Raw genomic sequence first — 26,063 nt, forward strand, 5'->3', positions numbered from 1 at the left:
CAAGGAGCATTCCATGCAACAGCACAAGATCGTTTCGCGCGAAGACTGGATCGCGGCGCGCAAGGCGCTGATGGCCGGTGAAAAGGAGCTCACCCAGGCTCGCGAAGCGCTGAGCCGGCAGCGCCGCGAGTTGCCCTGGGTCAAGGTCGACAAGGACTATGTGTTCGACGGGCCAAACGGCAAGGTGACGCTCGGCGATCTCTTCCGGGGCAGGCCGCAACTCGTGGTGCAGCATGTGATGTTCGCGCCGGAGTGGGACGCTGCCTGCAAGAGCTGCTCGTTCTGGGTCGACGGCTTCGAGCGCATGGTTCCGCATCTGGCCGCGCGCGACACCACCATGGTCGCGATCTCGCGGGCGCCGCTGGAAAAGCTCGAGGCTTTCAAGCAACGGATGGGCTGGACCTTCGACTGGCTGTCGTCGGGCGCCAACGACTTCAACTACGATTATGGCGTATCGTTCACGCAAGGGCAGATCGACGCGGGGGAAGCGAAATACAATTATGGAACGACACCGCTCTATGGCCCCGAGCTGCCTGGCATCAGCGTGTTCTATCGTGACGAGAACGGAAGCGTGTTCCACACCTACTCGACCTTCGCGCGCGGCCTCGACATGATGAATGCGGCCTATCACTATCTCGACCTGACGCCACTCGGCCGCCATGAGGAGGGCTTGCCCTATCCGATGGACTGGGTGCGGCTACGTGACCAATACCAACCGGCGCCGGTTCAGGCATCCTGCTGTCACTCCTGATCGTCATTGCGAGGAGCGCTGGCGACGAAGCAATCCATTCCTCAGCGTCTGGAACGATGGATTGCTTCGCTGTCGCCCGCAACGACGGGGAAACCAAACAACGGGAATCGCCGCAATGCCTTACGTCGATGGTTTCGTCGTCGCCGTGCCGAAGAAGAAACTCAAGGCCTATGCGAAGCTGTCGAAGATGGCCGGCAAGGTCTGGCGCGAACACGGCGCGCTGGATTATCGCGAATGGGTCGCCGACGACGTCAAGCCGGGCAAGCTGACCTCGTTTCCGCAGAGCGTGAAGCTGAAGGCCGGCGAAACCGTCGTGTTCGCCTGGATCACCTACAAGTCGCGCGCCCAGCGCGACAGGATCAACGCCAAGGTGATGGCCGATCCGCGTCTGGAATCGATGGGCACAGGCAACGTGCCGTTCGATCTCAAGCGCATGATCTATGGCGGCTTCACGAGTCTGGTGAAGGTCTGAGGCGGCACGATTTCGCCGCAATCCGCGCAGTAACCGGTCGTTAAACATCCTGCGGGGCGAGCGGCGCGATGCCGCTTGCGTTTACTTGGTGATCCCGTATACTTTGCAGTACAAAGTGCGGGCGAAACATGCGCGACCTCGACAAGGCGTTGGCCGATATTCTTGCGATCCGCAGCCAGATTGCGGCGGGAACCGCATTCCGCGGCTACGGTCCGGCGACGGTTGCTGCCACCAGCGGCATCGCGCTGGTCACGGCGTTTGCCCAATATCTCTGGCTCGCCGATCCCACCGGTCATCCGATCGCATTCCTTGCGGGCTGGGCGGCGGCCGCGTTGCTGTCGGCCGTGCTGATCTGGATCGAGATGCAGGCGCGCTCGCGACGGCATCATTCGGGCCTCGCAGACGCGATGGTGCAGCAGGCGATCGAGCAGTTCGTTCCCGCCGTTATCGCCGGCGTGCTGCTCGCGATCCTGCAATGGAAATTCGCGCCGGAGACGCTGTGGATGCTGCCGGGCCTGTGGCAGGTGCTGGTCAGCCTCGCTGTGTTCGCTTCGGTCCGCCTCTTGCCGCGCACGATCGCGCTCGGCGGCGCCTGGTATTTCCTGTCGGGCTTCACGGTGCTCCTGATCGCAAGCCAGAGCCACGCGCTGTCGCCCTGGACCATGGGACTGCCATTCGCGATCGGCCAGTTGCTGCTCGCGGCACTGTTGTATTTCGCTTCCGGAGGCAATGATGCCGAAGACTGACGTGACCACCGCGCCATTCGCCTATGACGGCCTCGACCGGGTCATCCACGAGAAGGCGCGGCTTGGGCTCCTCACCTCGCTGATGGCGCATCCGAAGGGGCTCGGCTTTGCCGATCTCAAGCAGCTCTGTGGCCTGACCGACGGCAATCTCAGCCGGCATCTGCAGGTGCTGCAGGAGGCCGGCCTCGTCGACGTCATCAAGGGCTATGAAGGCAATCGTCCGCACACCACCTGCCGTCTGACCAAGAGCGGCCGCCGCCGTTTCCTCGATTATCTCGCCGTGCTCGAGCAGCTGGTCCGCGACGCGGCCAAAGCCGCCGGCAAGGACGAAGGCGCGTCTGGCCGCCTTGGCATCCAGCCGGTTTGATCATCCCATTTTTGTCCGGAGACTTTGTGATGCAAAGTAACGTTGCGCTCGAGCCGGTGGCCGTCGCCAGGCTCCACGTCGGTATCATCATGGACGGCAACGGCCGCTGGGCGACGCGGCGCGGCCTGTCGCGGCTGCGCGGACATGAGGCCGGCGTCGAGGCGATCCGCCGCATCGTCGAGGCCGCGCCGGACCAGGGCGTCGGCACGCTGACGCTCTACGCATTCTCGAGCGACAATTGGCGGCGGCCGAAGGCCGAGGTCACGGCGTTGATGGGGCTGTTACGATTCTATCTCGCCAACGAGATCGCGGCCCTCGTGCGCAACGGCGTCCGCCTCACCGTGATCGGCCGCCGCGACCGGCTGCCCGACGGCATCGCCGCCGCGATCACGCGCGCCGAGGCCGAGACCACCGGCGGCACCACGCTGCATCTGCGCATCGCGATCGACTATTCGGCGCGCGACGCCATTCTGAACGCCGCTGCGCGCGCGGTCGGCACAGGTGAGCTCAGCCGCGAGACCTTCGCCGATCTCATCACCGGCGAAGCGGGGCTCCGCGACGTCGATCTGATCATCCGCACCTCGGGCGAGAAGCGGCTGTCGGACTTCCTGCTCTGGGAAGGCGCCTATGCCGAGCTGCACTTCACCGAGCGGATGTGGCCTGAATTCGATGCCGACGATCTCGCTGACGCGCTCGCCTCGTTCCATCGCCGCGAGCGCCGCTTCGGCGGGCTGACCGCGATCGCGCCGGCGGAGGTGCCGAACCTCTAGCGCGGCAAGCCGCGCCTGCTGCTTCTTCCAAAGCCCAGCCGGGGGGTTGGGCTCTCCATCACAACATTCGGGGACGACCGATCACGCCAACCAAAAGCGGGAGCGATCATCCATGCGTATTCTTCTCATCAACGTGCCGCATCCAGCGATCGGCAGCCGGATCCCCGACGACCATTTGCCGCCGCTCGGCCTGCTGTCGATCGGCGGTCCGCTGATCGACGACGGCCACCAGGTTCGTCTGCTCGATGCCGAGTTCGGACCGATGCCGCTCACGGCCATCGTGGCGGAGGCATCGCGGTTCGCTCCGGATGCCGTGTTGTTCGGCCATTCCGGCTCGACCTCGGGCCATCCCGTCATCACCGAGGTGGCGCAGGCGATCGTCAAGGCTGTGCCGAATGTCCGGATCGTCTATGGCGGCGTGTTCCCGACCTATCACTGGCGCGATATCCTGCGCGAGGAACGCTACGTCACCGCGATCGTGCGCGGCGAGGGCGAAGAGACCGCGCGCCGCCTGATGCGGGCGCTGGAGACCGGCGACGATCTTCGTATCATCAATGGCATCGCATTCCGCGACGACTATGGACCGCGCGTCACGCCGCCCGCGCCGGTCATCCGTGACCTCGATGCCTATCGGATCGGCTGGGAATTGATCGATCACGCGCGCTACAGCTACTGGGGCGGGCTCCGTGCCGTCGTCGTGCAGTTCTCGCGCGGCTGCCCGCATCTCTGCAATTATTGCGGTCAGCGCGGCTTCTGGACGCGCTGGCGGCACCGCGATCCCGTGCTCTTTGCGAAGGAGCTGGCGCGGCTGCATCGCGAGCACGGTGTCAAGGTGATCAATTTCGCCGACGAGAATCCGACCGTCTCGAAGAAGGCGTGGCGGGCGTTCCTCGAGGCGCTGATCGCGGAGAATGTCGATCTGATCCTGGTCGGCTCGACCCGCGCCGACGACATCGTCCGCGACGCCGACATCCTGCATCTCTACAAGCGGGCCGGCTGGCAGCGCTTCCTGCTCGGCATGGAGAACACCGACGAGAAGACGCTGGAGCTGATCCGCAAGGGTGCGACCACCACGACCGACCGCGAGGCGATCCGCCTGATGCGCCAGCACGGCATCCTGTCGATGGCGACCTGGGTGGTCGGCTTCGAGGAGGAGACCGATCGCGACCATTGGCGCGGCCTGCGGCAGCTGTTGTCCTACGATCCCGACCAGATCCAGATGCTCTACGTCACGCCGCATCGCTGGACGCCGTATTTCCGTCTCGCGGCAGAGCGGCGCGTCATTCAGACTGATCGCAGGCTGTGGGACTACAAGCATCAGGTACTCGCGACACGGCACATGCCGCCATGGCGCGTGCTGCTCTGGTTCAAATTCACCGAGATGGTGCTGCAATGCCGGCCGAAGGCCTTGCTCCGCGTGCTGTTTCATCGCGACGCCGGGCTTCGTCATGCGATGCGCTGGTACACGCAGATGGGACGCCGCGTCTGGCCGCACGAGGTTCTCGGCTTCCTGCGCGACAGGAGATTGAAGCACGGGCCGACGGTGCAGGAATTTTGGGGCGCGCCGCAGGATACAGAAGAGGAATCGATGTCGTCGCACCGGCCCGAGCGCCGCGTCGGGACATCGCGCGCGGCGTAAGCTCATACCGTCATGCCGTCTTCTGGATAACTGGCGCTGATGACTGGACGTTGGAGTCGTCAGCGCGATAATTTCCAGATCGGCTGCGCAGAACAAAAAGAACCGTGGCGGTCGAGGCGTCGAGTTTGAGCATACAGGTTGCGATTCTAAAAATATTGGCGAGTCACGTCAGCGGCAGAGCCGCACTCGATTCACTCAAGCACGATCTCGCGATCCTCTCATCGAGCGGCGGCGACTGGCATGCGCGGATCAAGCGGCTGGCGTCGCGGGTTCCCGAACTCGACATCTTCAGCAATGGTTATGTGCTGCGTGACGTCGAGGGCTGGGAGATCACATCGGCCGGCCGCGAATTCCTCCGCGCGCTGGAGGCCGTCACGCAAGACAATCTGCCGCCGGCGGCGCCGAGCGACGCCGCGATCCGTGCAGAGGGCGCGCTCATCGTGGTCGGTCACCGCTTCAGGAATCCGATGAAGGCGCGACGTGATTCCGCACTGAGCGCATCACCGCGGCGCCGGCCGTTCCGCGAGCCGCGTTGAACCTCGCGGCGTTGCGCGCGACCTAACTTCGGGACGTGGCTCTGGAGGTCGCAAATGACTGCTTTGGCTCAATCGATCGCACGTGTGTTTCCGGCCAATTCGCTTCGGAGCCTGATTGCCCGGCATGTCCTGCTGTTCGGCTTCGCGGTGCTGTTCGTTGCGGTGCTCAGGGCGAGCTACGGCCTCGATCTCAGCGCGGGCTTCTTCTGATTTTTTCAGGCCCCAAGTCATATTGGGTTAACCGGACCGGGATAGCTAAGCGCACGCTTTCCTTGCATCTCGAACCCGGGCCGATCTTCCATGGATAAGCCGATGCGCTGCCAGTGCGGCAGGACGCGAACCATTGTGCTCGACAAGCATTTCCGCACCGCGCTGGTATGCCCCAAATGCGATGAGATCCAGCTGGTCGCGCCGGCCAGGCCGGAGGAACGGGTGCTGACCGCGCAATAGGGCGGTCGTTTTCGGCGCCGAAACCCGCTAGGTTCCGTTTGACGAAACGGTCCAAAGCGAAATCCGATGCCGCATCCTTCCGATACACCCGCAGTCACCCTTGCCGACGTGCGCCGTGCCGCCGACGTGATCAGGGATTCGGTCATGGTCACGGCGTGCAACGAAAGCCGCACGCTAGGCGAGATCTGCGGCTGCCGCCTGTTCCTGAAATTCGAGAACCTGCAGTTCACCTCGACCTTCAAGGAGCGCGGTGCGCTGAACAGGCTGCAGGCGCTGTCCGCCGAGGAGCGCAAGCGCGGGGTGATCGCGATGTCGGCCGGCAATCATGCCCAGGGCGTGGCCTATCACGCGAAGCGGCTCGGCATTCCCGCTACCATCGTGATGCCAATCGGCACGCCGATGGTGAAGATCGAGAACACCAGGCGGCACGGCGCCGAGGTCATCATCACCGGGCAGACGCTGGAGGAATGCTTCGCCTTCGTCGGCACGCATGCGGCGCAGAAGGGCCTGATCCTGATCCATCCCTATGACGATCCGCTGATCATTGCTGGCCAGGGCACGATCGGGCTCGAAATGCTCGCGGCGGTGCCGGAGCTCGATATCCTGGTGGTGCCGATCGGCGGCGGCGGGCTGATCTCGGGCATCGCCACCGCCGCCAAGGCGCTGAAGCCGTCGGTGCAGATCGTCGGCGTGCAGGCCCAGCTCTATCCGTCGATGTACAATGCCGTCAAAGGCAAGCAGCTGCCGATGCGCGGCGATACGCTTGCCGAGGGCATTGCGGTCAAGGCCCCCGGGCAGATCACCACCAAGATCGTCCGCGAGCTTGTCGACGATATCGTGCTGGTCAGCGAAGACCAAATCGAGCGCGCGGTCGCAACCCTGATCTCGATCGAGAAGACGGTGGTCGAGGGCGCTGGCGCCGCCGGCCTCGCGGCGGTGCTCGCGGCACCCGAACGCTTTGCCGGCCGCAATGTCGGCCTGGTGCTGACCGGCGGCAATATCGATACGAGGCTGATCGCCTCGGTCTTGACCCGCGAGCTCGCGCGCGAGGGACGGCTCACGCAATTGGCTCTCGACATCGTCGACCGGCCTGGCCAGCTCGCGGCAGTGTCGATCCTGCTGGCCGATGCCGGCGCCAACATCATCGAGGTTTCGCATCAGCGCACCTTCTCCGATCTGCCGGCGAAGGCGACGCTGCTCGAACTCGTGATCGAGACCCGCGACCGCGCCCATCTGGAAGACGTGCTGGCCGCGCTCAACGCAGCGGGATTCGCGGTACGGGAGAGCTAATAGGCAAACTGTTCGACCCGTCATCCTGAGGTGCGAGCGGAGCGAGCCTCGAAGGATGAATCGGCCACCAGCCGGGCCGTGCATCCTTCGAGGCTCGCAAGAGCTCGCACCTCAGGATGACGGGCTTTAGGTCCGCCGATCGGGCTTAGTCATCCCCCGCCGCAAGCGCCGCGAGCTTCGCGATCGTGTTGATGTTGCGCGCGGTGCCCTTGGCGGCGGCGGGGATCTTCAGCCTCGAACGGCCCATGCCGCTGCCATAGGCGACATAGATCTCGCGCTTGCCGAGCTTGACCTGTTCGTCCTGCTGACCCTTGATGTCCTTCAGCGCATCCTTGGGCGGCGGCTCGTCGAGGAAGATCGCAACCGTAAAGTTCGGCGGCGCCTTGGGAAACGGATTGGCCTTCAACACCGCGGCGATCTCGTCCGCGCTCCGCACCGCCACGCCGACCGGTTTGCCGGCATAGGCCTGCAGCCGCTGCTCCAGCGCCGCCTTGACCTTGGCTGCGCCGAGCTTGGAGGAGAACACGACATTGCCGCTGGCGATGTAGGTCTCGACGTCGACGAACCCCTCGTCGACGCACATCGCCTTCAATTCGGTCATCGGCAGCTTGCCGGTGCCGCCGACATTGACCGCGCGCAACAAGGCGACGTAACGCGGCATCACGGCCTCACGTCAGCAGCAGCGCCATGCCCGGATCGCCCTTCTGCATCGCCCGCTGATAGGCCGGGCGCGCGGCGATGCGGCCGAGATAGTCCCTGATGTTGGGGCAGCGGCCGAGGTCGTAGGGCAGGAAATAGCGCATCGTCGTCAGCGAGAAACCGATCATGATATCGGCCGTCGTGAACGTATCGCCCGCAAGATAGGTCGCGTCGCGCACCCGCGCATTGATCAGGTCGAACGAGCGATCGACCCGCGCTTTGGTCGCGACCAGTAACGGATTGTCGGCGGCGAGGTTGAGCCGGTGCAGGATCATGCTGCGGCCCATCTGCGCCTGCAAGGTGCCGTTGGCGAAGTGAAACCAGTACAGGAACTGGGCGAAATCGGGATGGTCCGCCCTCAACGTCAGCCGTCCATTGCCGTATCTGGCGACGACGTATTCGACGACCGCGCCGGATTCGGCCAGCACCAGCTCGCCGTCGGTGATGACGGGCGCAGCGCCGATCGGGTGCAGCGCCTTGTAGTCGGCCGGCGCCAGCATCGTGACCGGATCGCGCGTGGTGCACTTCAGCTCGTAGGGGATCTCCAGCTCCTCGCACAGCCAGACGATCCGCTCCGATTGCGACTTGCCGAGATGGTGAACGGTGAGCATGCGCGCTCCTGGTTAGGCCGCCGCTTTCTTCTTCGCCGGCTTCTTCTCGGATTTCTTCTCAGATTTCTTCTTGGACTCCGTGGCCGGCGGCGGCTCCTCCATCGCCTTCTTCATGGCGCGGGCATAGGCGTCGGCGGCGTTCTCGGCCGAGTTCTGCAACCGCTTGGCGGTCGCGGTCGCGTTCAGGATGGTGCTCGTGGCGAGGTGGCGGAAGCGCGCCTTGGTCTCCTTGTCCTTGGCCTTGGCGGCGCGGGCGACCCAGACGGCCTGGCGCTTCTTGGCAGCCGCCATCACGGCCTTGGTCTGCGCTCTTGCGGTTTGCCGGATGACGGCGTCGAGGTCGGCTTCGGCCATTCAGATACACTCATTGACTGGACATGCGCCGGGCCGGCGCACGGAAGGAGGGGAGCTATCACTAGCGCAACCGGCGCGGTTTGAACATGCGATCCTTTTGCGATGTCCCCGAGGACCGGCCAAATCAATGAACGCGCTGCCCGGCGTGCGGTTCGGCATGATATAGCGGCGCGGCCGGGCCGAGGGCCGCCCAATCCAATCGAGGATTCGATGCCAGCGATCAGCCGACGGAGCCTGCTTGGTGGCCTTGCCCTGCTGGCCGCATCACCATCGGTTGCGGCCGCAACCGCCGAGACGCTGCGTGTGGATGTCGCCGAAGGCCAGGTCACGCTCAACCGTTTTGCCTCCGGTCGGGCCGGCAAGCGGCCGGCGGTGTTGATGCTGCACGGCTTGCGCGGCTTCGATCTCAGGCCGCAGGCCTATGAGCGTTATGCCAATGCGCTGACGGCAGACGGCATCGACGCCTATTTCGTTCGTTACTACACGCCGGCAGACGAGCAGGCGCTTGCGACGATGCACACGAGCGAGAGCCGGGCGCCCTATGAAGCCGGGCGTTTCGACGCCTGGGCCGCGCGTGTCTCGTCGGTGCTATCAGCGGTGCTGGCAGGCGCCGACAGTTCCGGCCGGGTCGGACTGCTTGGGTTTTCGCTCGGCGGCTACGTCGCCGCGGCCGCGGCGGCCCGTGACGCGCGGGTGTCTGCGCTCGCCGTGCTGTATGGCGGCATGCCCGACAAGATTGCGCCTGAGGTCAAGCACCTGCCGCCGATGATCGAGTTGCACGGCGAGGCCGATCATAACGTGCCGCTTGCCAGCGGTGAGAAGCTCGTCAGGCTGGGCAAGTCGGTCGGCGCTGCAGCGGAGATCGTCAGATATCCGGGTAAGGCGCACGGGTTCGATTTTGCGGACAATGATCCAATGACCATTGATGCGGTCAGCCGTGTGGCCGGCTTCTTCCAGGCTCGCTTGAGCGCGGCCTGAACAGAGGCTGCTGCGTCTTACTCCGCCGACGAACCGGGGGGCACCTTCGCGCCGGCGAGCAGTCCAGCCAGTTCCACCTGGCGGCCGAGCCCGGTCTTCGCCAACACGGCCTTGAGCTGGTTGCGCACCGTTTCGCGGGAGATCCCGAACGCGATGGCGATTGCGTCGACGGTGCGTCCCTCGCCAATGCCGCGCGCGACGCGCGCTTCCGCCGGCGTCAGGTCGAACAGGCCCTGTAGCACTTCCGCGGTCGGCACCTCGGCCGGCACCACCGGGGTCACGATCACGATCGCCAGCGCGCGGTCGAACAGGTCGCGCGCGGCGCCGTGAATCGGGACCAGATGCACGATCAGCGGCGGGCGGTCCTCCTGCGCGGCGATCGGCACCGAGCGGACCTCCAGGCTGATCAGCCCCTGCTCGAGCGCCGCGAGCGCCTGGGCGAACAGCGTGTCGGCGGCGGGCGCCGCCAGCGTCAGGCGCTCGGCGCGATCCTGCATCACGTCGGGCACCAGGCGATCGAACAGCGTGTTGGCCGCCATCAGACGGCCGCCGCGCCGCAGCACCGCGGCGGGCAGGCCGAGCATCGCCAGCGATTCGGTTGCCGCCCTTGCGCGCTCCATCCCGAGCCGCGCCGACAGCAGCGCCGCACGCGCCAGATGCGGGCGCAGCGCATCGAGCTGCTCGAGCGCTTCCCGCTCGATCGGCCCGTGCTGGTATTCGCGCTCGACGCTGTAGATCAGCACGTCGCCGCTCGGCACCGGGATCGCGGTACCGGCGCCCCATCCGAGCCCGCGCGGACGGAAGAATTCGCGGATCTGGTAATCCTGCTGCACCTCCTCGGGCGTGTCGAACACGTCGATGTCGCGCAGGAAGCCGGCATGATTGGCCGCGAGCAGGCGCGGCAACCGCCCGTTGCGCTCGTGCCAGCCGCCTTCGACATAGGCCACCGTGTCGTCGTGCATGTCGGGAGATGCGACCCAACGGACGTCGTGCGGGGCTGCCGTCAGCAACACGATACCGCGCGCCTTCGCGATGCCTCCGACCTGATGCAGCACATTCGGCCACAGTTCGGGAACGACCGCGGCCTCATAGGCCAGCTCGATCAGATGCTCGTGCAGGTCGTTCGCCATCGGCCATCCCGGAAAAATTCGTTGCCCAACAGATAAACCCATCGACCTCGGAAATATTGCCTAGAGCAATTCAGTCCGAGCCACGAGTCCGGGCTATTCCGGGGCACTCATGATGAATGATCGACTTTCGTTGGTCCTGCCGGACATCCGGTGCGTCGCGGCATGGCACTGGTCGGGACGAAATGTCGCGGCGAGGAATTTGGCCGAGGGACGCGCTGACGCCATTGGTGTTCTTGAGGCTGATCGGCAGGCTGGCCGAGACGCTGGTCTTGTTGCCGTTCAGGACGTTCACGCCGCCACCGATTTCGGCGACCCGCCGAAGGCCGCCGATGCCAAGGTCGGCGAGATCAAGCCCAAGACCTGATGAAGACCTGACGAAGACCTGACGATCAAGCCTGAGCCGATCATCGCCGCGTGTAATGAAATTGAACCCGCGCGACAGACAGAAATCTTCTGAAGCGTCTCGAAATAATTTTCGCGTGAATTGCCGGCGTGCCAGGCCTGCCACCGTCGCACATTTGCAACGCCGGACGCGATCTTTCGACCATGAACATCCTTTAATTTGTGTCCGCGCATTCCATGGCGCCAGCTGGGCCAATGATCAGTCGCAGGGCGCTTTCCGGATTGTTGATGACGCTGGTCGGACCCTCGTCCGTCACCGGCAACACGCTGGCGCTGAGTCATTGCAAGGGATCGTGCGCGAATATCGATCTGCCGGCGCTTGGCTACGATACGTTCTGCCGGTCGTTCTTCGATATTGCGGCCGCCGGAAAGCTGCGCGCGGTTGCAACCGGTCCGGAGATTCGCAGGGAGATGCGGTCCTTGTTGCGCGCGCGGCGGCTTTATCGGCCATCCCGCGACGAGCTCCGGATTCTCGGGCGCAGCACGGCGGATGGCTTCTCGGTCGTGAAGGTCGAGTTCGATCTGGAATGCGGTGTGCCGGTGCGCGGATGTCTTGGAATTCCCGATGGTGAATTCAAGGGATTGATCCTGCTCGGCCACGGCATGGCGAGCACGCCGGAGCGGTGCTTCGACGATGCCGACAAGGATTACATGAATGCGCTCGGCAAACATCTCTGCCAGGACGGCTATGTCGTCTGGTGTCCTTACATCGTCCAGATCGGAAATCAGGAAAGCCAGAACAACATCGCCGCGATGCTGGCATCCCATGGCATCTCCGCGCACAATTTGTCCTGCGCATCGCTCGACGCCGGCGAGATCGTCTGCCGGAAGCTGACCGGAGCATCCGGTCTGAATGTCGGCGTCTACGGGGTGTCCTGGGGCGCGTTTCTCGCGCTGCATCTGGAGGCCGCGACGGGGCGAATGCGGCCGACCGTCGTCTCCGGCTACATGCGTGACGAGAAGAAGTTCCTGATGTCGTCCGTCATCAGCAAGAATCTCGGCATCGAGCTTGCGGCCTATATTCATTTCGCCAACAGCCGTGCCAAGTATACCGGCTGGCAGCTTGCGGACCTGATCCATCCGTGCCCTCTGTTCGCCGAGATCGGCAGCCGCGACGGTGCAAACGCGACCGAACTCGGGCGCGATGAGAAATTCGCGGAGATGCAGTCCGTCTACGCATCGTCAGGCCATGCGCATTTGATCGACATCGATGTCTTTGACGGCGTGCACGAGGTCAGCGGCAAGCGCGCAAGGCCATGGCTGTACGGCCATTTGGCGTCGCCCGCCTATCAAGAGACGTCGCGGTTGAAGAACGCCATCGCGTTGTAGGCCGCAGGGGCCGCGCTCCCCGACTTTCCGATACGCCATCAAGCACACGCGGCGTCTTGCATACTCCATGCCTGACCGCGATCGTACCGAGGTAGCACTTGCGTCCATCAAATTGACGGGAGCTTTCGGTGTTCACTGCTGGCCCCAAGGCGGACGGCGCGGTTGCGATCGCCGCGGCGTTGCAGCGGTGCGTCGACTTTCGAAGCTGCCGGCAACCGGAGTCAACGGAACCTGCGCGATCAGGTTACAGGATTGTCGGATTGGCCGCGTTATGATCTCCTGCAACGCACCTTGCCCGTCCTGATCGTCTCGGTCTGAGGGAACTCGACGTCATATCCGTCTCGTAGAGCTTGTTGGTAGCCGAAGGGTTGGACAGCATGAGTGGTACGGAACGAATGCTCGGTGGATTGGCAGGGCTTCTCGTATCGGCAGGGTTGACGGCTATCGGGGTTTCGGCGGCCCATGCGCAGGCGGGCCCGCCCGGGCCTCCGGCGGTGGGCATATTCGAGGCGGTGAAGCGGCCGATCACCGAGACCAATGAATTTCTGGGACGCATCGAGGCCCCCAACCGCGTCAACGTGGTGGCGCGCGTCACGGCTTTCCTGGACAAGCGGAACTTCGTCGAGGGCGCCGAGGTCAAGGCCGGTGACCTGCTCTATCAACTCGAGCGCGGCCCGTTCGAGGCCGATCTTGCATCGAAGAAGGCGCAGGTCGCCCAGTTGCAGGCGACGCTGGTCAACGCCAAGCTGACCACCGATCGCGCCAAGTCTCTGCTCGGCGGTCCGGCCGGCCAGCAATCCAGCGTCGACGCCGCGGTCGCCAATCAACAGAGCCTCGAGGCGCAGGTGCAGGCCGCGCAGGCGCAGGTCGACCTGTCCCAGATCAATCTCGACTACACCATGATCCACTCGCCGATCGATGGCCGGATCGGACGTACCTCGGTCACCGAAGGCAACGTTGTGACGCCGAGCTCGGGGACCTTGACGACCATCGTCAGCCAGGACCCGATGTATGTCACTTTCCCCGTGCCGGTGCGCGAGGCGCTTGATCTGCGTGACCGTTATGCGACGCGGGGCGGCTTCAAGGCGGTCGTCATCCGTGTGCGCCTGCCGGACGGCCGGCTCTACGAGCAGACCGGCGAGCTGAACTTCGTCAACAACACGATCGCGCAGAATACCGACACCATCTCCTTGCGCGGCATCATCCCCAATCCGTCGACATATACGTCCGTGGCAGCCGGCGGTTCGGTCCGCGAGCTGACCGACAACGAGTTCGTGACCGTCCTGCTGGAAGGCGTACAGCCGGTCGAGGTGCTGGCGATCCCGCGCTCGGCGGTGCTGTCGGACCAGCAGGGCGAGTACGTCTACGTCGTCGGCGCGGACAACAAGGCTGAGCAAAAGCGGATCCAGCTCGGACAATCGACCGCAACGATCGCGGCGGTGACGAGCGGCATCGCGCTCGGCGACAAGGTGATCGTCGAGGGATTGCAGAAGGTCAGACTGGGCGAGGTGGTTGCGCCGGGGCCGGCCAGCGCGCTGATCCAGTCGAGCATGAAGGTTTCGGCGGACAGCGGCGCCGGCGGCACGCAGAAATCGACGGGCAACAACCCATGATTTCCGCTGTCTTCGTCGATCGTCCGCGGCTTGCGATCGTCATCGCGTTCGTGATCACGATCGCGGGTGCGCTGGCGCTGATGCAAATTCCGGTCGCCCAGTTTCCGGACATCGTGCCGCCGCAGGTCACGGTCTCGGCCGTGTTTCCCGGCGCGTCGGCTGAAGTGGTCGAATCGAGCGTCGCCCAGCCGCTGGAGGCGCAGGTCGTCGGCGTCGACAAGATGCTCTACATGAAGTCGACCAGCGGCAATGACGGCAGCTATACGCTGACGGTCTCGTTCGCGCTCGGCACCGACCCCGACATCAATACCGTCAACGTCAACAACCGGGTGCAGAGCGCGCTCGCGCAATTGCCGACCGAGGTGCAGGCGCAGGGCCTCACCGTGCAGAAGAAATCCTCGGCCGTGCTGCAGTTCATCGTGCTGTACAGCAAGAGCGGCGAGCAGGACCCGCTGTTCATCACCAACTACGCCATCATCAACGTGCTGGACGCGATCTCGCGCACGCCCGGCGTCGGCCAGGCCTCGCTGTTCGCCAAGCTGAACTACTCGATGCGGATCTGGTTCGATACCCAGCGCCTGACCAGCCTCAATCTGGCGCCGTCGGACGTGATCGCCGCGATCCGTGCCCAGAGCGTGCAGGCGCCGGTCGGCCGCATCGGCGCGCGTCCGATCAGCAACGACCAGCAATTCCAGTTCAACGTGCAGACCCAGGGCCGCCTGACCACATCCAAGCAGTTCGGCGACATCGTGCTGCGGGCGAATCCGGACGGATCGGTGCTGCGGATCAGGGATGTCGCCCGCGTCGAGATCGGTGCGCAGAACATGGATTCGGAATCGCGGATCGACGGCAATCCGGGCGTGCCGATGGGCATCTATCTCGCGCCCGGCGCCAATGCCGTGACCACGGCGAAGGCCGTGCAAGCGACGCTGGCGCGGCTGTCGGAGCGGTTTCCGCCGGGGCTGACCTACCTCGTGCAGTACGACTCCACGACCTTCGTCTCCGATACGATCAAGGAAGTGATGAAGACGCTCGGCGAGGCCTTCGTGCTCGTCGTGATCGTGGTGTTCCTGTTCCTGGGCAATCTGCGCGCCACGGTGATCCCGGCGGTCGCGGTGCCGGTCAGCCTGATCGGCGCCTTCGCGGTGCTGCTGGCGCTCGGCTATTCCGCCAACACGGTCTCGCTATTGGCGATGGTGCTTGCGATCGGCATCGTGGTCGACGACGCCATCGTCGTGGTCGAGAACGTCGAACGCGTCATGGAGGAGGAGCCGGAGCTGTCGCCGGCCGATGCCACCAAGAAGGCGATGGCGCAGATCACGGCGCCGATCATCGCGATCTCGCTGGTGCTGCTCTCGGTGTTCGTGCCGATCGCGTTCATCCCCGGCATCTCCGGCACGCTGTTCCGCCAGTTCGCGGTGACGATCAGCGCCGCGATGGTGATCTCGGCGCTGAATGCGCTGACGCTATCGCCCGCATTGTGCGCCGTGTTCCTGCGCCATGGCGGGCCGCGCCGTGGCATCATGGGACGGGTGCTCGGCGGCATCGATTGGGTGCGCGACCGCTATGCCGGCGTGGTGCAGCGGCTGGTGCGCGTCGCGGTGCTGTCGCTGGTCGCGGTGCTGGTGTTTGCCGGCGCGGTGTTCGGCGTGTCGAAGATCACGCCGACCGGTTTCCTGCCCGAGGAAGACCAGGGCGCCTTCTTCATCGCCGTGCAACTGCCTGACGGCGCCTCGGTGGCGCGCACCAGCGAAGTGACCAAGCAGGTCGAGGCGCTGCTGAAGAAGAACCCGGCGGTCGACCACGTGCTGTCGATCATCGGCTTCTCGCTGCTCGACGGTGCGAGCGAGCCGAATTCAGCCTTCATGGTGGCGCGCATGAAGGCGTTCGCCGACCGCAAGGCCGTCACCGAATCGGTACAGGCCGCGATCGGACAGACCTTCGTCGGGGGATCGCAGATCCGTCAGGCCTCGGTGCTGCCGTTCAACCTGCCGCCGATCATCGGCCTCTCGACATCAGGCGGTTTCGAATATCAGCTCGAGGCGCTGGAGGGGCAGGATCCGGCTTCGCTCAGCAGCGTGATGGGCGGGTTGATCGGCGCCGCCAACCGCAATCCGAATCTGACCCGCGTGTTCTCGACCTTCACCGCGACCAATCCGTCTGTTTATCTCGATATCGATCGCGCCAAGGCGCAGGCGCTCGGTCTCAACATGGCCGACGTCTTCACCGCGCTGCAGGCGACGCTCGGCGGCATCTACGTCAACAATTTCAACCTGTTTGGCCGCACCTGGCAGGTCAACGTGCAGGGCGATGCGGCCGACCGCCGCGACATCCCCGACATCTGGCAGATCTATGTGCGCAACACCGGCGGCGAGATGGTGCCGATCCGCTCGATCGCGTCCTTGCGGATCGTGACCGGCCCGCAGGTGATCACGCGCTACAACAATTATCGCTCGGTCACGGTGAACGGCAGCCCGGCGGCGGGGGTGTCGTCTGGCACCGCGATCGCGACGATGGCCGACCTCTCCAAATCGACGCTGCCTTCGGGCTATTCCTATGAATGGACCGGCACCGCCTATCAGGAGCAGGCGGCGTCCGGCCAGACCGGCATCATCCTCGCGCTCGCGGTGCTGTTTGCCTATCTGTTCCTGGTGGCGCTGTATGAGAGCTGGACGATCCCGATTCCGGTGCTGCTGTCGGTCACGGTCGGCGTGTTCGGCTCCTATCTCGCGATCAAGCTCGCGGGGTTGAACCTCGATCTCTACGGCCAGATCGGTCTCGTGGTGCTGATCGCGCTCGCCGCCAAGAACGGCATCCTGATCGTCGAGTTCGCCAAGGAGCAGCGCGAGGCAGGCAAGCCGATTGCAGAGGCCGCGACGACCGGCGCGCAAATGCGCTTCCGCGCCGTCATGATGACCTCGATCGCCTTCATCCTCGGCCTGGTGCCGCTGGTGGTCGCGACCGGCGCCGCGGAGATCAGCCGCCGTGCCGTAGGCACCGCGGTGTTCGGCGGCATGCTGGCCGCAAGCACGATCGGCATCTTCCTGGTGCCGATGCTCTTTGTCACCTTCCAGGGCTGGCGCGAGGGTGCGAAGAATCGCTTCGGTCGCAGGCGCAAGGCGGAACAGCCGACGTCGCATTAGTTCCAGCCTAATCCCATCGCGCATTAGCGGGGCACGTGAGGCGGGTCTATACTGCGCGCCTCATCGATGGAGTTCCGGATTGAGCGTTGCCTTTACCAAGGAAGAAAGTGCCGAGACTGCGTCTGAGACGCTGTTGCCGGACCGTCCGATTTCGCCACATGCCAATCTGGTGACCGAAGCCGGACGCAAGGCGCTGGAGCGACAGCTCCAGGAGGCGCGCGAGGCCTACGAGGCCGCGCAGCAGCTCGACGACGTCAACGAACGGCGACGGCAGTCGGCGGTTCCATTGCGCGATGCGCGCTATCTCACGGAACGGCTCCGCACGGCGCAGGTCGTGCCTGATCCGGCGTCGACCGAAACCGTTGCCTTCGGCAGCACGGTGACGTTCAGCCGCGCGGACGGGCGCGTGCAGACCTATCGCATCGTCGGCGAGGACGAGGCCGATCCAAAGGCCGGCTCAATTTCCTTTGTCTCGCCGGTGGCGAGATCGCTGATGGGGAAGGCGTTGGGCGACGTCGTCCGATCCGGCGATCAGGAGCTCGAGATCGTCGCGATCGCATAACGCATCTTCCGCTCACGCCGCCGGCAGGGCGAGCCGCTCGATCGTCTGAATGTGCCGTGCAAGGAGGCTGCAGGCCTGCTCGACGTTGCGCGCGCGCAGTGCCTGCAGGATCACGCGGTGATCCTGGCTCGGCCGCGGCCGCCAGCCGGCATTGCGCGCCATCGCGAACACCGATCGCGAATTTGCAAGCTGCAGGCCGTCGAGGCTCGCGAGCAGCCGCGGCATCGCGCAGGGCGCCACCAGCGCGTGATGGAAGGCGCGATTGGCCATCTCGAAATCCTGCACGGTCTCGGCATTGTCGCCCTCGATCATGGCGAGCTCGATCCGTGCCAGATGGGCCGGCGTGAACTTCGGCGCGGCGTTGCGCAACGCAACCACCTCGAGCGCGGCACGCATCTCGGCGATTTCCCTCACCGCGTTGGTGTCGAGAGGCGCGACCCGCACCCCGCGACGGGGCACGGCGACGACGAGATGCTGCGCCTCCAATTGTTTGAAAGCCTCGCGCACCGGGACGTGGCTGGAATGGAATTCCCGCGCGACATGATCCTGCCGGAGCGGAGCATCCGGCGGCAATGCGCCGCTGATGATGCGCTCGCCGATCGCCTCGGCAATGCGCCCGGCGGTCGTCGTGTTCTCGCCGTCATCCATCATAGATTATCTATCATAAAAACGGGTGCGCTTGTGCCTGGCCTCGGCTAGCATCGTTCTAAGTCCATAATCATAGATAATATACAAGATTATCTATGATCCAAAACAAACGAGAAGGCAAGCCCGATGGTTGATGTCGTTGAGATCGAACGGACCGACAGCCGCTCCAACGCTGCGCCCCGCAAGACCTGGGAGCGCGCCGAGGCTGAGGCGCTCTATAACCTGCCGTTCGCGGACCTGATGTTCCAGGCGCAGGGCATTCACCGCGCCAACTTCAATCCGAACCACGTCGAAACCGCGAGCCTGCTCAGCATCAAGACCGGCGGATGTCCGGAAGATTGCGGCTACTGCTCCCAGAGCGCGCATTACGACACCGGCCTGAAGGCCACCCGCCTGATGCCTCGGGACGAGGTCGTGGCGGTCGCGCAGCGCGCCAAGGATGCCGGCGCAACCCGCTTCTGCATGGCCGCGGCCTGGCGCAGCCCCAAGGACCGCGATCTCGATCAGGTCTGCGACATGGTCAGCGCGGTGAAGGGGCTGGGCATGGAAACCTGCGTCACGCTCGGCATGCTGACGCCGGACCAGGCCGAACGCCTCTCTGACGCCGGGCTCGACTTCTACAACCACAATGTCGATACCTCCCCGGAGTTCTACGACAAGATCATCACCACCCGCACCTTGCAGGACCGCATCGATACGCTCGCGCATGTGCGCGATGCCGGCATCAAGGTCTGCTGCGGCGGCATTATCGGCATGGGCGAGCAGGTTGACGACCGACTCGGCATGCTGGTGCTGCTCGCCAATCTCCCCAGCCATCCGGAGAGCGTGCCGATCAACCTGTGGAACGAGGTCAAGGGCGTGCCGGTCAACGACACCGCGGAGCGTCCCGATCCGATCGCGCTGGCGCGGCTGGTCGCCACCGCACGGATCCTGATGCCGAACAGCGTGGTGCGGTTGTCGGCCGGCCGGCAATACATGACCGACGAGCTGCAGGCGCTGTGCTTCCTGGCCGGTGCGAATTCGATCTTCATCGGCGATGTGCTGCTCACCACCAAGAACCCGCAGCGCGATCGCGACGCCAATCTGCTCGATCGGCTCGGCATCAACTCCGCCCTCGCCTGAACGTAACCGTCAGCCCGCATGGGCGCCGCTCGCGCGCGGTCAACCATCCTTCTGTGAGTGAAGCAATGAGCGCAATCCATGCGGCCAACGCCGCTGATTACGCCGCGGCCTTGCACGCCCTGAGCAAGGACGATCGGCTGCGCGGCCTCAAGCCGCGCGCGGGCATCGATTTCGTATCGAACGACTACCTGGCGCTCGCGACCGCGCCGCGCATCAAGAATGCGGTCGCGGCCGCGCTCGAGGCCGGCACGCCGATCGGCGCCGGCGGTTCGCGGCTGTTGCGCGGCAATTGCGAGGAGCACGAAAGGCTGGAAGCGGAGGCCGCCGCGTTCTTCAAGGCCGAGACCGCGCTGTTCTTCGGCGGCGGCTATGTCGCCAATTTCGCGGTGCTGACGACGCTGCCGCAGCGCGGCGACCTGCTCGTGCTCGATTCTCTCGTGCATGCCAGCATTCATGAGGGCGCACGGGCCGGCCGCGCAGAGTTCCGGTTCAGCGAACACAATAGTCCTCAGTCGGTCGAAGACACCATTCGCGGCTGGCGCGCCGAGGGTGGCGCGGGCCGGGTCTGGATCGTGGTCGAAAGCGTCTACAGCATGGACGGCGATGTTGCGCCGCTCGATGACCTCATCGCGATCGCCGATCGTCATGACGCGTTCCTGATGGTGGACGAGGCGCACGGCACCGGCGTCTATGGCGAGCAGGGCCGCGGGCTGACGGCGCCTTACGAAGGGCGCGAGAACCTCGTGATTGTGCATACCTGCGGCAAGGCGCTGGGCGCCGCGGGCGCGCTGGTCACGGCCCCGACCGTGCTGCGCGACTTCATGGTCAACCGCTGCCGCCCGTTCATCTTCGCCACCGCGCCGTCACCGCTAGTGGCCGTTGCCGTGCGCGAAGCGCTCTTGATCCTGCAGCAGGAGCCCGAGCATCAACAGCGCCTGGCAAAGCTGGTCGCGTTCACGCATCGCGAGTTCGACCTGCGTGGCTGGCGCAGCCCGTCGCGTTCGCAGATCGTGCCCTATATCGTCGGCGACAATGCGCGCGCGATGCGGCTCGCGTCGGCGCTGCAGGCACGCGGTTTCGACGTCAGGGGCATCAGACCGCCGACCGTGCCGGCGGGCACCGCGCGCTTGCGCATTGCGCTGACCCTCAATGTCGACGAGGACGACGTGCGCGCGCTGCTCGACGCGCTCGTCGCGGAGACAAACGGCTGGTCGCAATGACCGGCCGGATCGTGGTGACCGGCACCGATACCGGGATCGGAAAGACGGTGTTCTCCGCGGGCCTCGCCTCCTTCCTCGCCGCCAGCTACTGGAAGCCGGTTCAATCCGGCCTCGAGGAGGAGACCGACGCGCAGCTGGTCGCGCGGCTCGGCGGCCTTTCGGCCGATCGCATCGTGCCCGAGCGCTATCGGCTGCGAACGCCGGCCTCGCCGCATCAATCCGCTGCGATCGACGGTGTGCGCATCGACCCTGCCGCGCTCAACGTGCCGGATGTCGGGAACCGGCCGCTGGTGATCGAGGGCGCCGGCGGGCTGATGGTGCCGCTCAATGACACCACGCTCTATATCGACATGTTCGTGCAATGGCGGCTGCCGGTCGTGCTCTGCGCCCGCACGGCGCTCGGCACCATCAATCATTCGCTGCTGTCGGTCGAGGCGTTGCGCACGCGCGGGATCGATATCATCGGGATCGCGTTCATCGGGGACAGCAATCCCGAGAGCGAGCGCGCCATCTGCGACTTCGGCCAAGTGCGCCGCCTGGGCCGGTTGCCCCTGCTTTCTCCGCTTGCGCCGGACACGCTGCAGGCGGCATTCAAGGATTCGTTCCGGCGCGAAGATTTCAATCCATGATATCTCCCAGGAAATCGCCGATCTGGCACCCGTTCACCCAGCACGCGCTGCACGGCGAGATGACCCGGATCGTGCGCGGCGAGGGCGCCTATCTCTTCACCGCGGATGATCGTCGCATCATCGACGCGATCGCGTCCTGGTGGGTCGTGACCCATGGCCACTGCCATCCGCATATCGTGCGCGCGATCCAGGACCAGGCGGAACAGCTCAACCAGATCATCTTTGCCGGCCATACCCATGATCCGGCCGAGCAGGTTGCCGCGCAGCTATTGAAGCTCGCGCCTCCTGGCCTCGACTACGTGTTCTTCTCCGATTCCGGCTCGACCAGCGTCGAAGTGGCGCTGAAGATGGCGCTCGGCTATTGGCACAATATCGGCGTGCCGCGTACGCGGATCATCGTCATGCAGCATTCCTACCATGGCGACACCGTGGGGACGATGTCGGTCGGCGCCCGCGGCGTGTTCAATAAGGCCTATGAGCCGCTGCTGTTCGACGTCGCGTCGGTCCCGTTTCCTGCCGCAGGTCACGAGCAGGCAACGCTCGATGCGCTCGAAGCCGCCTGCAAGAGAGACGACGCGGCGGCGTTCATCGTCGAGCCGCTGATCCTCGGCGCGGGCGGGATGCTGATGTACCCGCCCTGGGTGCTGAAGGAGATGAAGCGCATCTGCGAAGCCGCAAACGTGCTGTTCATCGCCGATGAGGTCATGACCGGCTGGGGCCGGACCGGTACCTTGTTCGCCTGCGAACAGGCCGATGTCAGCCCGGATATCGCCTGCTACTCGAAGGGCCTCACCGGCGGGTCGCTGCCGCTCGCGGTCACGTTGTGCCGCGCCGACATCTACGATGCGCATTATTCCAGCGACCGTTCGCGCACCTTCTTCCATTCCAGTTCCTACACGGCAAACCCGGTCGCCTGCGCCGCCGCAAGGGCAAACCTCGAGCTCTGGCAGCACGGTGCGGGCGCGCGCGTCGCGTCAGTTGCCGCGATGCAGGAGCGCCTGATTGCACCGTTCCGCGCCGATGCGCGCTTCGAAAACGTCCGCCGCACCGGGACCGTCACGGCCCTTGACCTGAAGGCCGGCGACGCCGGCTATCTCGCGGGGATCGGCCCGAAGCTTCAGGCCTTCTTCGAACGCCGGAACCTGCTGCTGCGGCCGCTCGGCAACACGATCTACGTCATGCCGCCCTACTGCGTGACGGAGGCCGATCTCGCGGAGATCTACGCCGCGATCAAGGATGCGGCCGATGAGCTGGCGTGACGCCACAGTCCAGGGCGAAGCGTCGAACGCCTATATTGTTGAAATTCCGGTATAATTATCCTGCGGACGACGCAGCCGCGCCACCCGCCGGGCTCGAAGTTTTGACCGGCGCTGATGTGAAATCATGCGATCTCCTGCTAGATTTGGCGCAACCCGATCGGCTTCGCAGGTCCAGTCCTTCCGGAGACAGGTGGAGCGGGGAGCGGGACGCGTGGTCGTTCACGACCATCCGCGTTCGCTCATTGTTGAAGGACCATTCGCAACTCCATGTCCGATCGCCAGCCCATCGTCAGCGATCCCGCGACCATCCGCGCACGCGCCATGGAAACGCTGCTGGAGCGCTTGGAGGATCTCTGCGAAGGCGCCATCGCGATCGATCGCGACGGGCGCGTCGTCTACGTCAACGAAAAATACCTTCACTCGCTTCGCCTTGGCCACGTCTCCGAGGCGATCGGGCGCCCCATCGAGGAGATCATCCCGAACAGCCTGATGCGCCGCGTCGCCGAGACCGGCGAGCCGATCCTTCTGGATATCATGGAGCTCGGCGGCGAGCAGCTCGTCGTGACGCGCATGCCGATCGAGGACGAGAACAGGAACGTCATAGGCGCGATCGGCTTCGTGCTGTCGGACCGTCTCGACAATTTGAAGCCGCTGATCGCGCGGATGGGCCAGCTCGAAAGCGACCTCAGGCTGGCGAAACGGCAATTGTCGCAACCACGCAGCGCGCGGTTTACCTTCGACGACTATGTCGGCAACACCGAGCGCATCGGGCGGGCCAAGGAGCTCGCCCGCCGGGCGGCACGCCAGAGCGTGACGGTGCTGCTCACCGGCGAAACTGGAACAGGCAAGGAATTGCTGGCGCAGGCGATCCACAACGCTTCGGCGCGCGCCGAAAAGCCCTTCGTCAGCGTCAACGTCGCCGCCATCCCGGATACGCTGATCGAGTCCGAGTTCTTCGGCACGGTGCCGGGAGCCTATACTGGCGCCGACCGCAAAGGCCGCGACGGCAAGTTCAGGAGTGCCGATGGCGGCACGCTGTTCCTCGATGAAATCGGTGAAATGCCGTTGCAGCTGCAAAGCAAGCTGCTGCGGGTATTGCAGGAGCGTGAAATCGAGCCGGTCGGGTCCGACAAGGTCACGAAGGTCGATGTTCGCGTCATTGCCGCGACCAACGTCGATCTGCAAAAGCGCGTCAACGAAGGCACATTTCGGGCCGATCTTTTCTACCGCCTCAACGTGCTCACGATCGCCCTGCCGCCGCTGCGCGAATGTGCCGGCGATCTCCCGGAAATCTGCGCAAGGCTGCTGGATGACATCGTCCGTTCCGGCGACTACCTCAACGCCAAGCTCACGCCGTCGGGCCTCGCCGCGCTCGCCTGCTACGATTGGCCTGGAAACGTCCGTGAGCTGCGCAACGTGCTGGAGCGCGCGCTCATTCTCAGCGACTCCGGTCGTCTCGCCGGCGATGACTTCGCCCGCATCCTGTCCGTGGGCGCCGAGGGGAGGGCCGCCGTGCCGCCGCCGCCCGCCGGGACGGTGATTCCCTATGCGCAGGCCGAAGCGGAGTTCGAAAAGCGGACGCTCGAATGCGCGCTTCAGGCCGCCAATGGGCAGATTTCGGAAGCCGCGCGAATGCTGCGCATCTCGCGCGCAACGTTCTACAAGAAGCTCGCAAAATTCGGTCTCGCCCAATCGGATGCTGTCTGAGTTCTGAGACTTCAAGGTGTCTTGAGTCTCAGATCGTAGACAGCAACCGATCCGCCGGCACACCCACACGCCGGCGACGAATTGCCGGCTTTTCAGCCATTTGATGCATTGCGAGGCAATTTGGCCCGCCCCTTGCTCTGCCTCCGGGAAGACGCGCCTCGAATGCGCAACAAGCGTCCGAAAAGAACAATTACCGGGAGAGAAACAGATGAGCTTTCTGGTCGCGCTGGCCGCGCTCGTTTTCCTGATGTTCGTCGCCTATCGCGGCTTCAGCGTCATCCTGTTCGCGCCGGTCGCCGCGCTCGGCGCAGTGCTGCTGACCGATCCGGGCGCAGTGCCGGCCGCCTTCACCGGTCTCTTCATGGACAAGATGGTCGGTTTCGCGAAGCTGTATTTCCCGGTGTTCCTGCTGGGCGCGGTGTTCGGCAAGGTGATCGAGCTCTCCGGCTTCTCCAAATCGATCGTGGCGGCGGTGATTGGCCTCGTCGGCAGCCAGCGCGCGATGCTTGCGATCGTGCTGGTCTGCGCGGTGCTCACCTATGGCGGCGTCTCCTTGTTCGTCGTGGTGTTCGCCGCCTATCCCTTCGCCGCCGAGATGTTCCGGGCCGGCAATATTCCAAAACGCCTGATTCCCGGCACGATCGCGCTCGGCGCCTTTTCCTTCACCATGGATTCGCTGCCGTTCAGCCCGCAGATTCAGAACATCATTCCGACCACCTATTTCAAGACCACCAACGGCGCGGCGCCGATCCTCGGTACGATTGGTGCGATCTTCATCCTGGTGTTCGGCCTACTCTATCTCGAATGGCGCCGCCGTCAGGCGGCTATCGCCGGCGAGGGCTATGGCGAGGGACACAGCAATGAGCCGCCGCCGGTCGATACCACGGAGCTGGCGCCGGCGTTGGTCGCCTTTCTGCCGCTGATCGTGGTGTTTGCGGTCAACCTGCTGCTCGGAGGCTTTCCCGGCGTGTTCGGCGGCTTGATCGAGCGGACGTATGGCACGAGCTACGATCTGACGCTTGCGCTCGACCATGCGATTACCACGCCGATCGCCAGCATCAAGGCGATCTGGGCAGTGGAGGGCGCACTGATCGCGGGCATTCTCACGGTGTTCGCATTCGCGTTTCCAAAGCTGAAAAAGACCTTCGCCGAGGGCAGCAAGGCCGCGGTCGGCGGTGCGCTGCTGGCGGCGATGAACACCGCGTCCGAATATGGCTTCGGCGGCGTGATCGCGGCGCTTCCCGGCTTCATCGTCATCAAGGATGCACTGAAGGCCATCCCAAATCCGCTCGTCAACGAGGCCATCACCGTGACCTCACTCGCCGGCATCACCGGCTCGGCCTCGGGTGGCATGTCGATTGCGCTCGCTGCCATGGCGAAGGATTTCGTCGCCATGGCCGAGGCGGCGCACATCCCGCCCGAGGTGCTGCACCGCGTCGCGTCGATGGCGAGCGGCGGCATGGACACGCTGCCGCACAATGGCGCCGTCATCACCCTGCTCGCGGTGACCGGGCTGACCCACCAACAGTCCTACAAGGACATCTTTGCGGTGACCTGCCTGAAGACGCTGGCGGTGTTCTTCGTGATCGCGGTCTATTACGTCACCGGGCTGGTCTAGCCGGAAAACGCACCAAAG

At 64.8% G+C, this 26,063-nt stretch carries 27 protein-coding genes; 21 read left to right on the top strand and 6 right to left on the bottom strand.

Annotated features, from left to right (window positions below; genetic code table 11):
* Positions 1–13: 13 nt before the first annotated feature.
* The 10 genes from BI327_RS24550 (at position 14) to BI327_RS24590 (ending at position 7,021) form a co-directional block, all read left to right on the top strand.
* Positions 14–751, top strand: coding sequence for a DUF899 domain-containing protein (locus tag BI327_RS24550; RefSeq protein WP_076863758.1), 738 nt, complete (start codon positions 14–16; stop codon positions 749–751).
* 115 nt (positions 752–866) lie between these two features.
* Positions 867–1,223: a DUF1428 domain-containing protein gene (locus tag BI327_RS24555; protein WP_076863760.1), complete on the top strand. Its 357-nt coding sequence runs from the start codon at positions 867–869 to the stop codon at positions 1,221–1,223.
* Positions 1,224–1,351: 128 nt separating this feature from the next.
* On the top strand, positions 1,352–1,969 hold the full coding sequence (locus tag BI327_RS24560; RefSeq protein ID WP_076863761.1) for a hypothetical protein: 618 nt from the start codon (positions 1,352–1,354) through the stop codon (positions 1,967–1,969).
* A complete protein-coding gene (locus BI327_RS24565; RefSeq protein WP_076863763.1) occupies positions 1,956–2,336 on the top strand; it encodes a transcriptional regulator in 381 nt (126 codons plus the stop codon). The genes BI327_RS24560 and BI327_RS24565 overlap by 14 nt, the downstream gene beginning before the upstream one ends.
* 29 nt (positions 2,337–2,365) lie before the next feature.
* Positions 2,366–3,106: a di-trans,poly-cis-decaprenylcistransferase gene (locus tag BI327_RS24570; RefSeq protein WP_076863764.1), complete on the top strand. Its 741-nt coding sequence runs from the start codon at positions 2,366–2,368 to the stop codon at positions 3,104–3,106.
* 112 nt (positions 3,107–3,218) lie between these two features.
* Positions 3,219–4,745 (top strand): magnesium-protoporphyrin IX monomethyl ester anaerobic oxidative cyclase, encoded by a 1,527-nt coding sequence (gene bchE, locus BI327_RS24575; protein WP_076863766.1) that lies wholly within the window; start codon positions 3,219–3,221, stop codon positions 4,743–4,745.
* Positions 4,746–4,870: 125 nt separating this feature from the next.
* Positions 4,871–5,281, top strand: a complete 411-nt coding sequence (locus BI327_RS24580; protein ID WP_245334920.1) for an aminoacyl-tRNA deacylase — start codon at positions 4,871–4,873, stop codon at positions 5,279–5,281.
* Between the two features lie 54 nt (positions 5,282–5,335).
* Positions 5,336–5,491, top strand: coding sequence for a response regulator (locus BI327_RS24585; protein ID WP_167386906.1), 156 nt, complete (start codon positions 5,336–5,338; stop codon positions 5,489–5,491).
* Between the two features lie 90 nt (positions 5,492–5,581).
* Positions 5,582–5,731 carry a hypothetical protein gene (locus BI327_RS42425; RefSeq protein ID WP_159450486.1) on the top strand — a complete coding sequence of 50 codons (150 nt, stop codon included), beginning with the start codon at positions 5,582–5,584 and terminating at the stop codon, positions 5,729–5,731.
* A gap of 66 nt (positions 5,732–5,797) precedes the next feature.
* Positions 5,798–7,021 carry a threonine ammonia-lyase gene (locus BI327_RS24590; RefSeq protein ID WP_076863770.1) on the top strand — a complete coding sequence of 408 codons (1,224 nt, stop codon included), beginning with the start codon at positions 5,798–5,800 and terminating at the stop codon, positions 7,019–7,021.
* A gap of 145 nt (positions 7,022–7,166) precedes the next feature.
* Here the strand turns inward: BI327_RS24590 and BI327_RS24595 are convergent, their stop codons facing one another.
* From BI327_RS24595 to BI327_RS24605, 3 genes are read right to left on the bottom strand one after another with little or no spacing between them, the layout of a single operon-like run.
* Complete coding sequence (locus BI327_RS24595; protein WP_076863773.1) at positions 7,167–7,682, bottom strand: DUF1697 domain-containing protein; 516 nt, start codon at positions 7,680–7,682, stop codon at positions 7,167–7,169.
* 7 nt (positions 7,683–7,689) lie between these two features.
* Positions 7,690–8,331 carry a glutathione S-transferase family protein gene (locus BI327_RS24600; protein WP_076863775.1) on the bottom strand — a complete coding sequence of 214 codons (642 nt, stop codon included), beginning with the start codon at positions 8,329–8,331 and terminating at the stop codon, positions 7,690–7,692.
* Between the two features lie 12 nt (positions 8,332–8,343).
* On the bottom strand, positions 8,344–8,685 hold the full coding sequence (locus tag BI327_RS24605; RefSeq protein ID WP_076863777.1) for a hypothetical protein: 342 nt from the start codon (positions 8,683–8,685) through the stop codon (positions 8,344–8,346).
* 210 nt (positions 8,686–8,895) lie between these two features.
* Here BI327_RS24605 and BI327_RS24610 point away from each other — a divergent pair, with 210 nt between their 5' ends.
* Positions 8,896–9,663 (top strand): dienelactone hydrolase family protein, encoded by a 768-nt coding sequence (locus tag BI327_RS24610; RefSeq protein WP_076863779.1) that lies wholly within the window; start codon positions 8,896–8,898, stop codon positions 9,661–9,663.
* A gap of 17 nt (positions 9,664–9,680) precedes the next feature.
* Here the strand turns inward: BI327_RS24610 and BI327_RS24615 are convergent, their stop codons facing one another.
* Complete coding sequence (locus BI327_RS24615; protein ID WP_076863781.1) at positions 9,681–10,793, bottom strand: helix-turn-helix transcriptional regulator; 1,113 nt, start codon at positions 10,791–10,793, stop codon at positions 9,681–9,683.
* A gap of 70 nt (positions 10,794–10,863) precedes the next feature.
* Complete coding sequence (locus BI327_RS41845; RefSeq protein WP_143271683.1) at positions 10,864–11,391, bottom strand: hypothetical protein; 528 nt, start codon at positions 11,389–11,391, stop codon at positions 10,864–10,866.
* Positions 11,392–11,423: 32 nt separating this feature from the next.
* Between BI327_RS41845 and BI327_RS24625 the strand changes: the two genes are divergently transcribed.
* The 4 genes from BI327_RS24625 to greA all read left to right on the top strand — a co-directional run bounded on the left by BI327_RS24625 (position 11,424) and on the right by greA (position 17,842).
* The gene (locus BI327_RS24625; protein ID WP_076863784.1) at positions 11,424–12,524 is read left to right on the top strand and encodes a hypothetical protein; all 1,101 of its coding nucleotides are present in this window, start codon (positions 11,424–11,426) and stop codon (positions 12,522–12,524) included.
* Positions 12,525–13,018: 494 nt separating this feature from the next.
* Positions 13,019–14,137 carry an efflux RND transporter periplasmic adaptor subunit gene (locus BI327_RS24630; RefSeq protein WP_076863786.1) on the top strand — a complete coding sequence of 373 codons (1,119 nt, stop codon included), beginning with the start codon at positions 13,019–13,021 and terminating at the stop codon, positions 14,135–14,137.
* A complete protein-coding gene (locus tag BI327_RS24635) occupies positions 14,134–17,280 on the top strand; it encodes an efflux RND transporter permease subunit (RefSeq protein WP_076863788.1) in 3,147 nt (1,048 codons plus the stop codon). The genes BI327_RS24630 and BI327_RS24635 overlap by 4 nt, the downstream gene beginning before the upstream one ends.
* Positions 17,281–17,359: 79 nt before the next feature.
* Entirely contained in the window at positions 17,360–17,842 is a 483-nt protein-coding gene (gene greA, locus BI327_RS24640) for a transcription elongation factor GreA (RefSeq protein ID WP_076863791.1), read from the top strand.
* 12 nt (positions 17,843–17,854) lie between these two features.
* On the opposite strand, the gene BI327_RS24645 is transcribed toward greA, so the two are convergent.
* Entirely contained in the window at positions 17,855–18,493 is a 639-nt protein-coding gene (locus tag BI327_RS24645; RefSeq protein WP_076863793.1) for a GntR family transcriptional regulator, read from the bottom strand.
* Positions 18,494–18,616: 123 nt separating this feature from the next.
* On the opposite strand from BI327_RS24645, the gene bioB reads away from it, so the two are divergent.
* From bioB to BI327_RS24675, 6 genes are all read left to right on the top strand, one after another.
* On the top strand, positions 18,617–19,612 hold the full coding sequence (gene bioB / locus BI327_RS24650) for a biotin synthase BioB (RefSeq protein WP_076863794.1): 996 nt from the start codon (positions 18,617–18,619) through the stop codon (positions 19,610–19,612).
* Between the two features lie 65 nt (positions 19,613–19,677).
* Positions 19,678–20,832 carry an 8-amino-7-oxononanoate synthase gene (locus tag BI327_RS24655; RefSeq protein WP_076863796.1) on the top strand — a complete coding sequence of 385 codons (1,155 nt, stop codon included), beginning with the start codon at positions 19,678–19,680 and terminating at the stop codon, positions 20,830–20,832.
* Positions 20,829–21,461 carry a dethiobiotin synthase gene (gene bioD, locus BI327_RS24660; RefSeq protein WP_076863797.1) on the top strand — a complete coding sequence of 211 codons (633 nt, stop codon included), beginning with the start codon at positions 20,829–20,831 and terminating at the stop codon, positions 21,459–21,461. Before BI327_RS24655 ends, bioD begins: the two co-directional genes overlap by 4 nt.
* Entirely contained in the window at positions 21,458–22,720 is a 1,263-nt protein-coding gene (locus tag BI327_RS24665) for an adenosylmethionine--8-amino-7-oxononanoate transaminase (protein ID WP_076863799.1), read from the top strand. The genes bioD and BI327_RS24665 overlap by 4 nt, the downstream gene beginning before the upstream one ends.
* A 267-nt stretch (positions 22,721–22,987) precedes the next feature.
* A complete protein-coding gene (locus tag BI327_RS24670) occupies positions 22,988–24,427 on the top strand; it encodes a sigma-54 interaction domain-containing protein (RefSeq protein WP_076863801.1) in 1,440 nt (479 codons plus the stop codon).
* 208 nt (positions 24,428–24,635) lie between these two features.
* Positions 24,636–26,045: a GntP family permease gene (locus BI327_RS24675; RefSeq protein ID WP_076863803.1), complete on the top strand. Its 1,410-nt coding sequence runs from the start codon at positions 24,636–24,638 to the stop codon at positions 26,043–26,045.
* Positions 26,046–26,063 lie beyond the last annotated feature (18 nt).

It is taken from the genome of Bradyrhizobium mercantei, from assembly GCF_001982635.1.
Taxonomy (GTDB): Bacteria; Pseudomonadota; Alphaproteobacteria; order Rhizobiales; family Xanthobacteraceae; genus Bradyrhizobium; species Bradyrhizobium mercantei.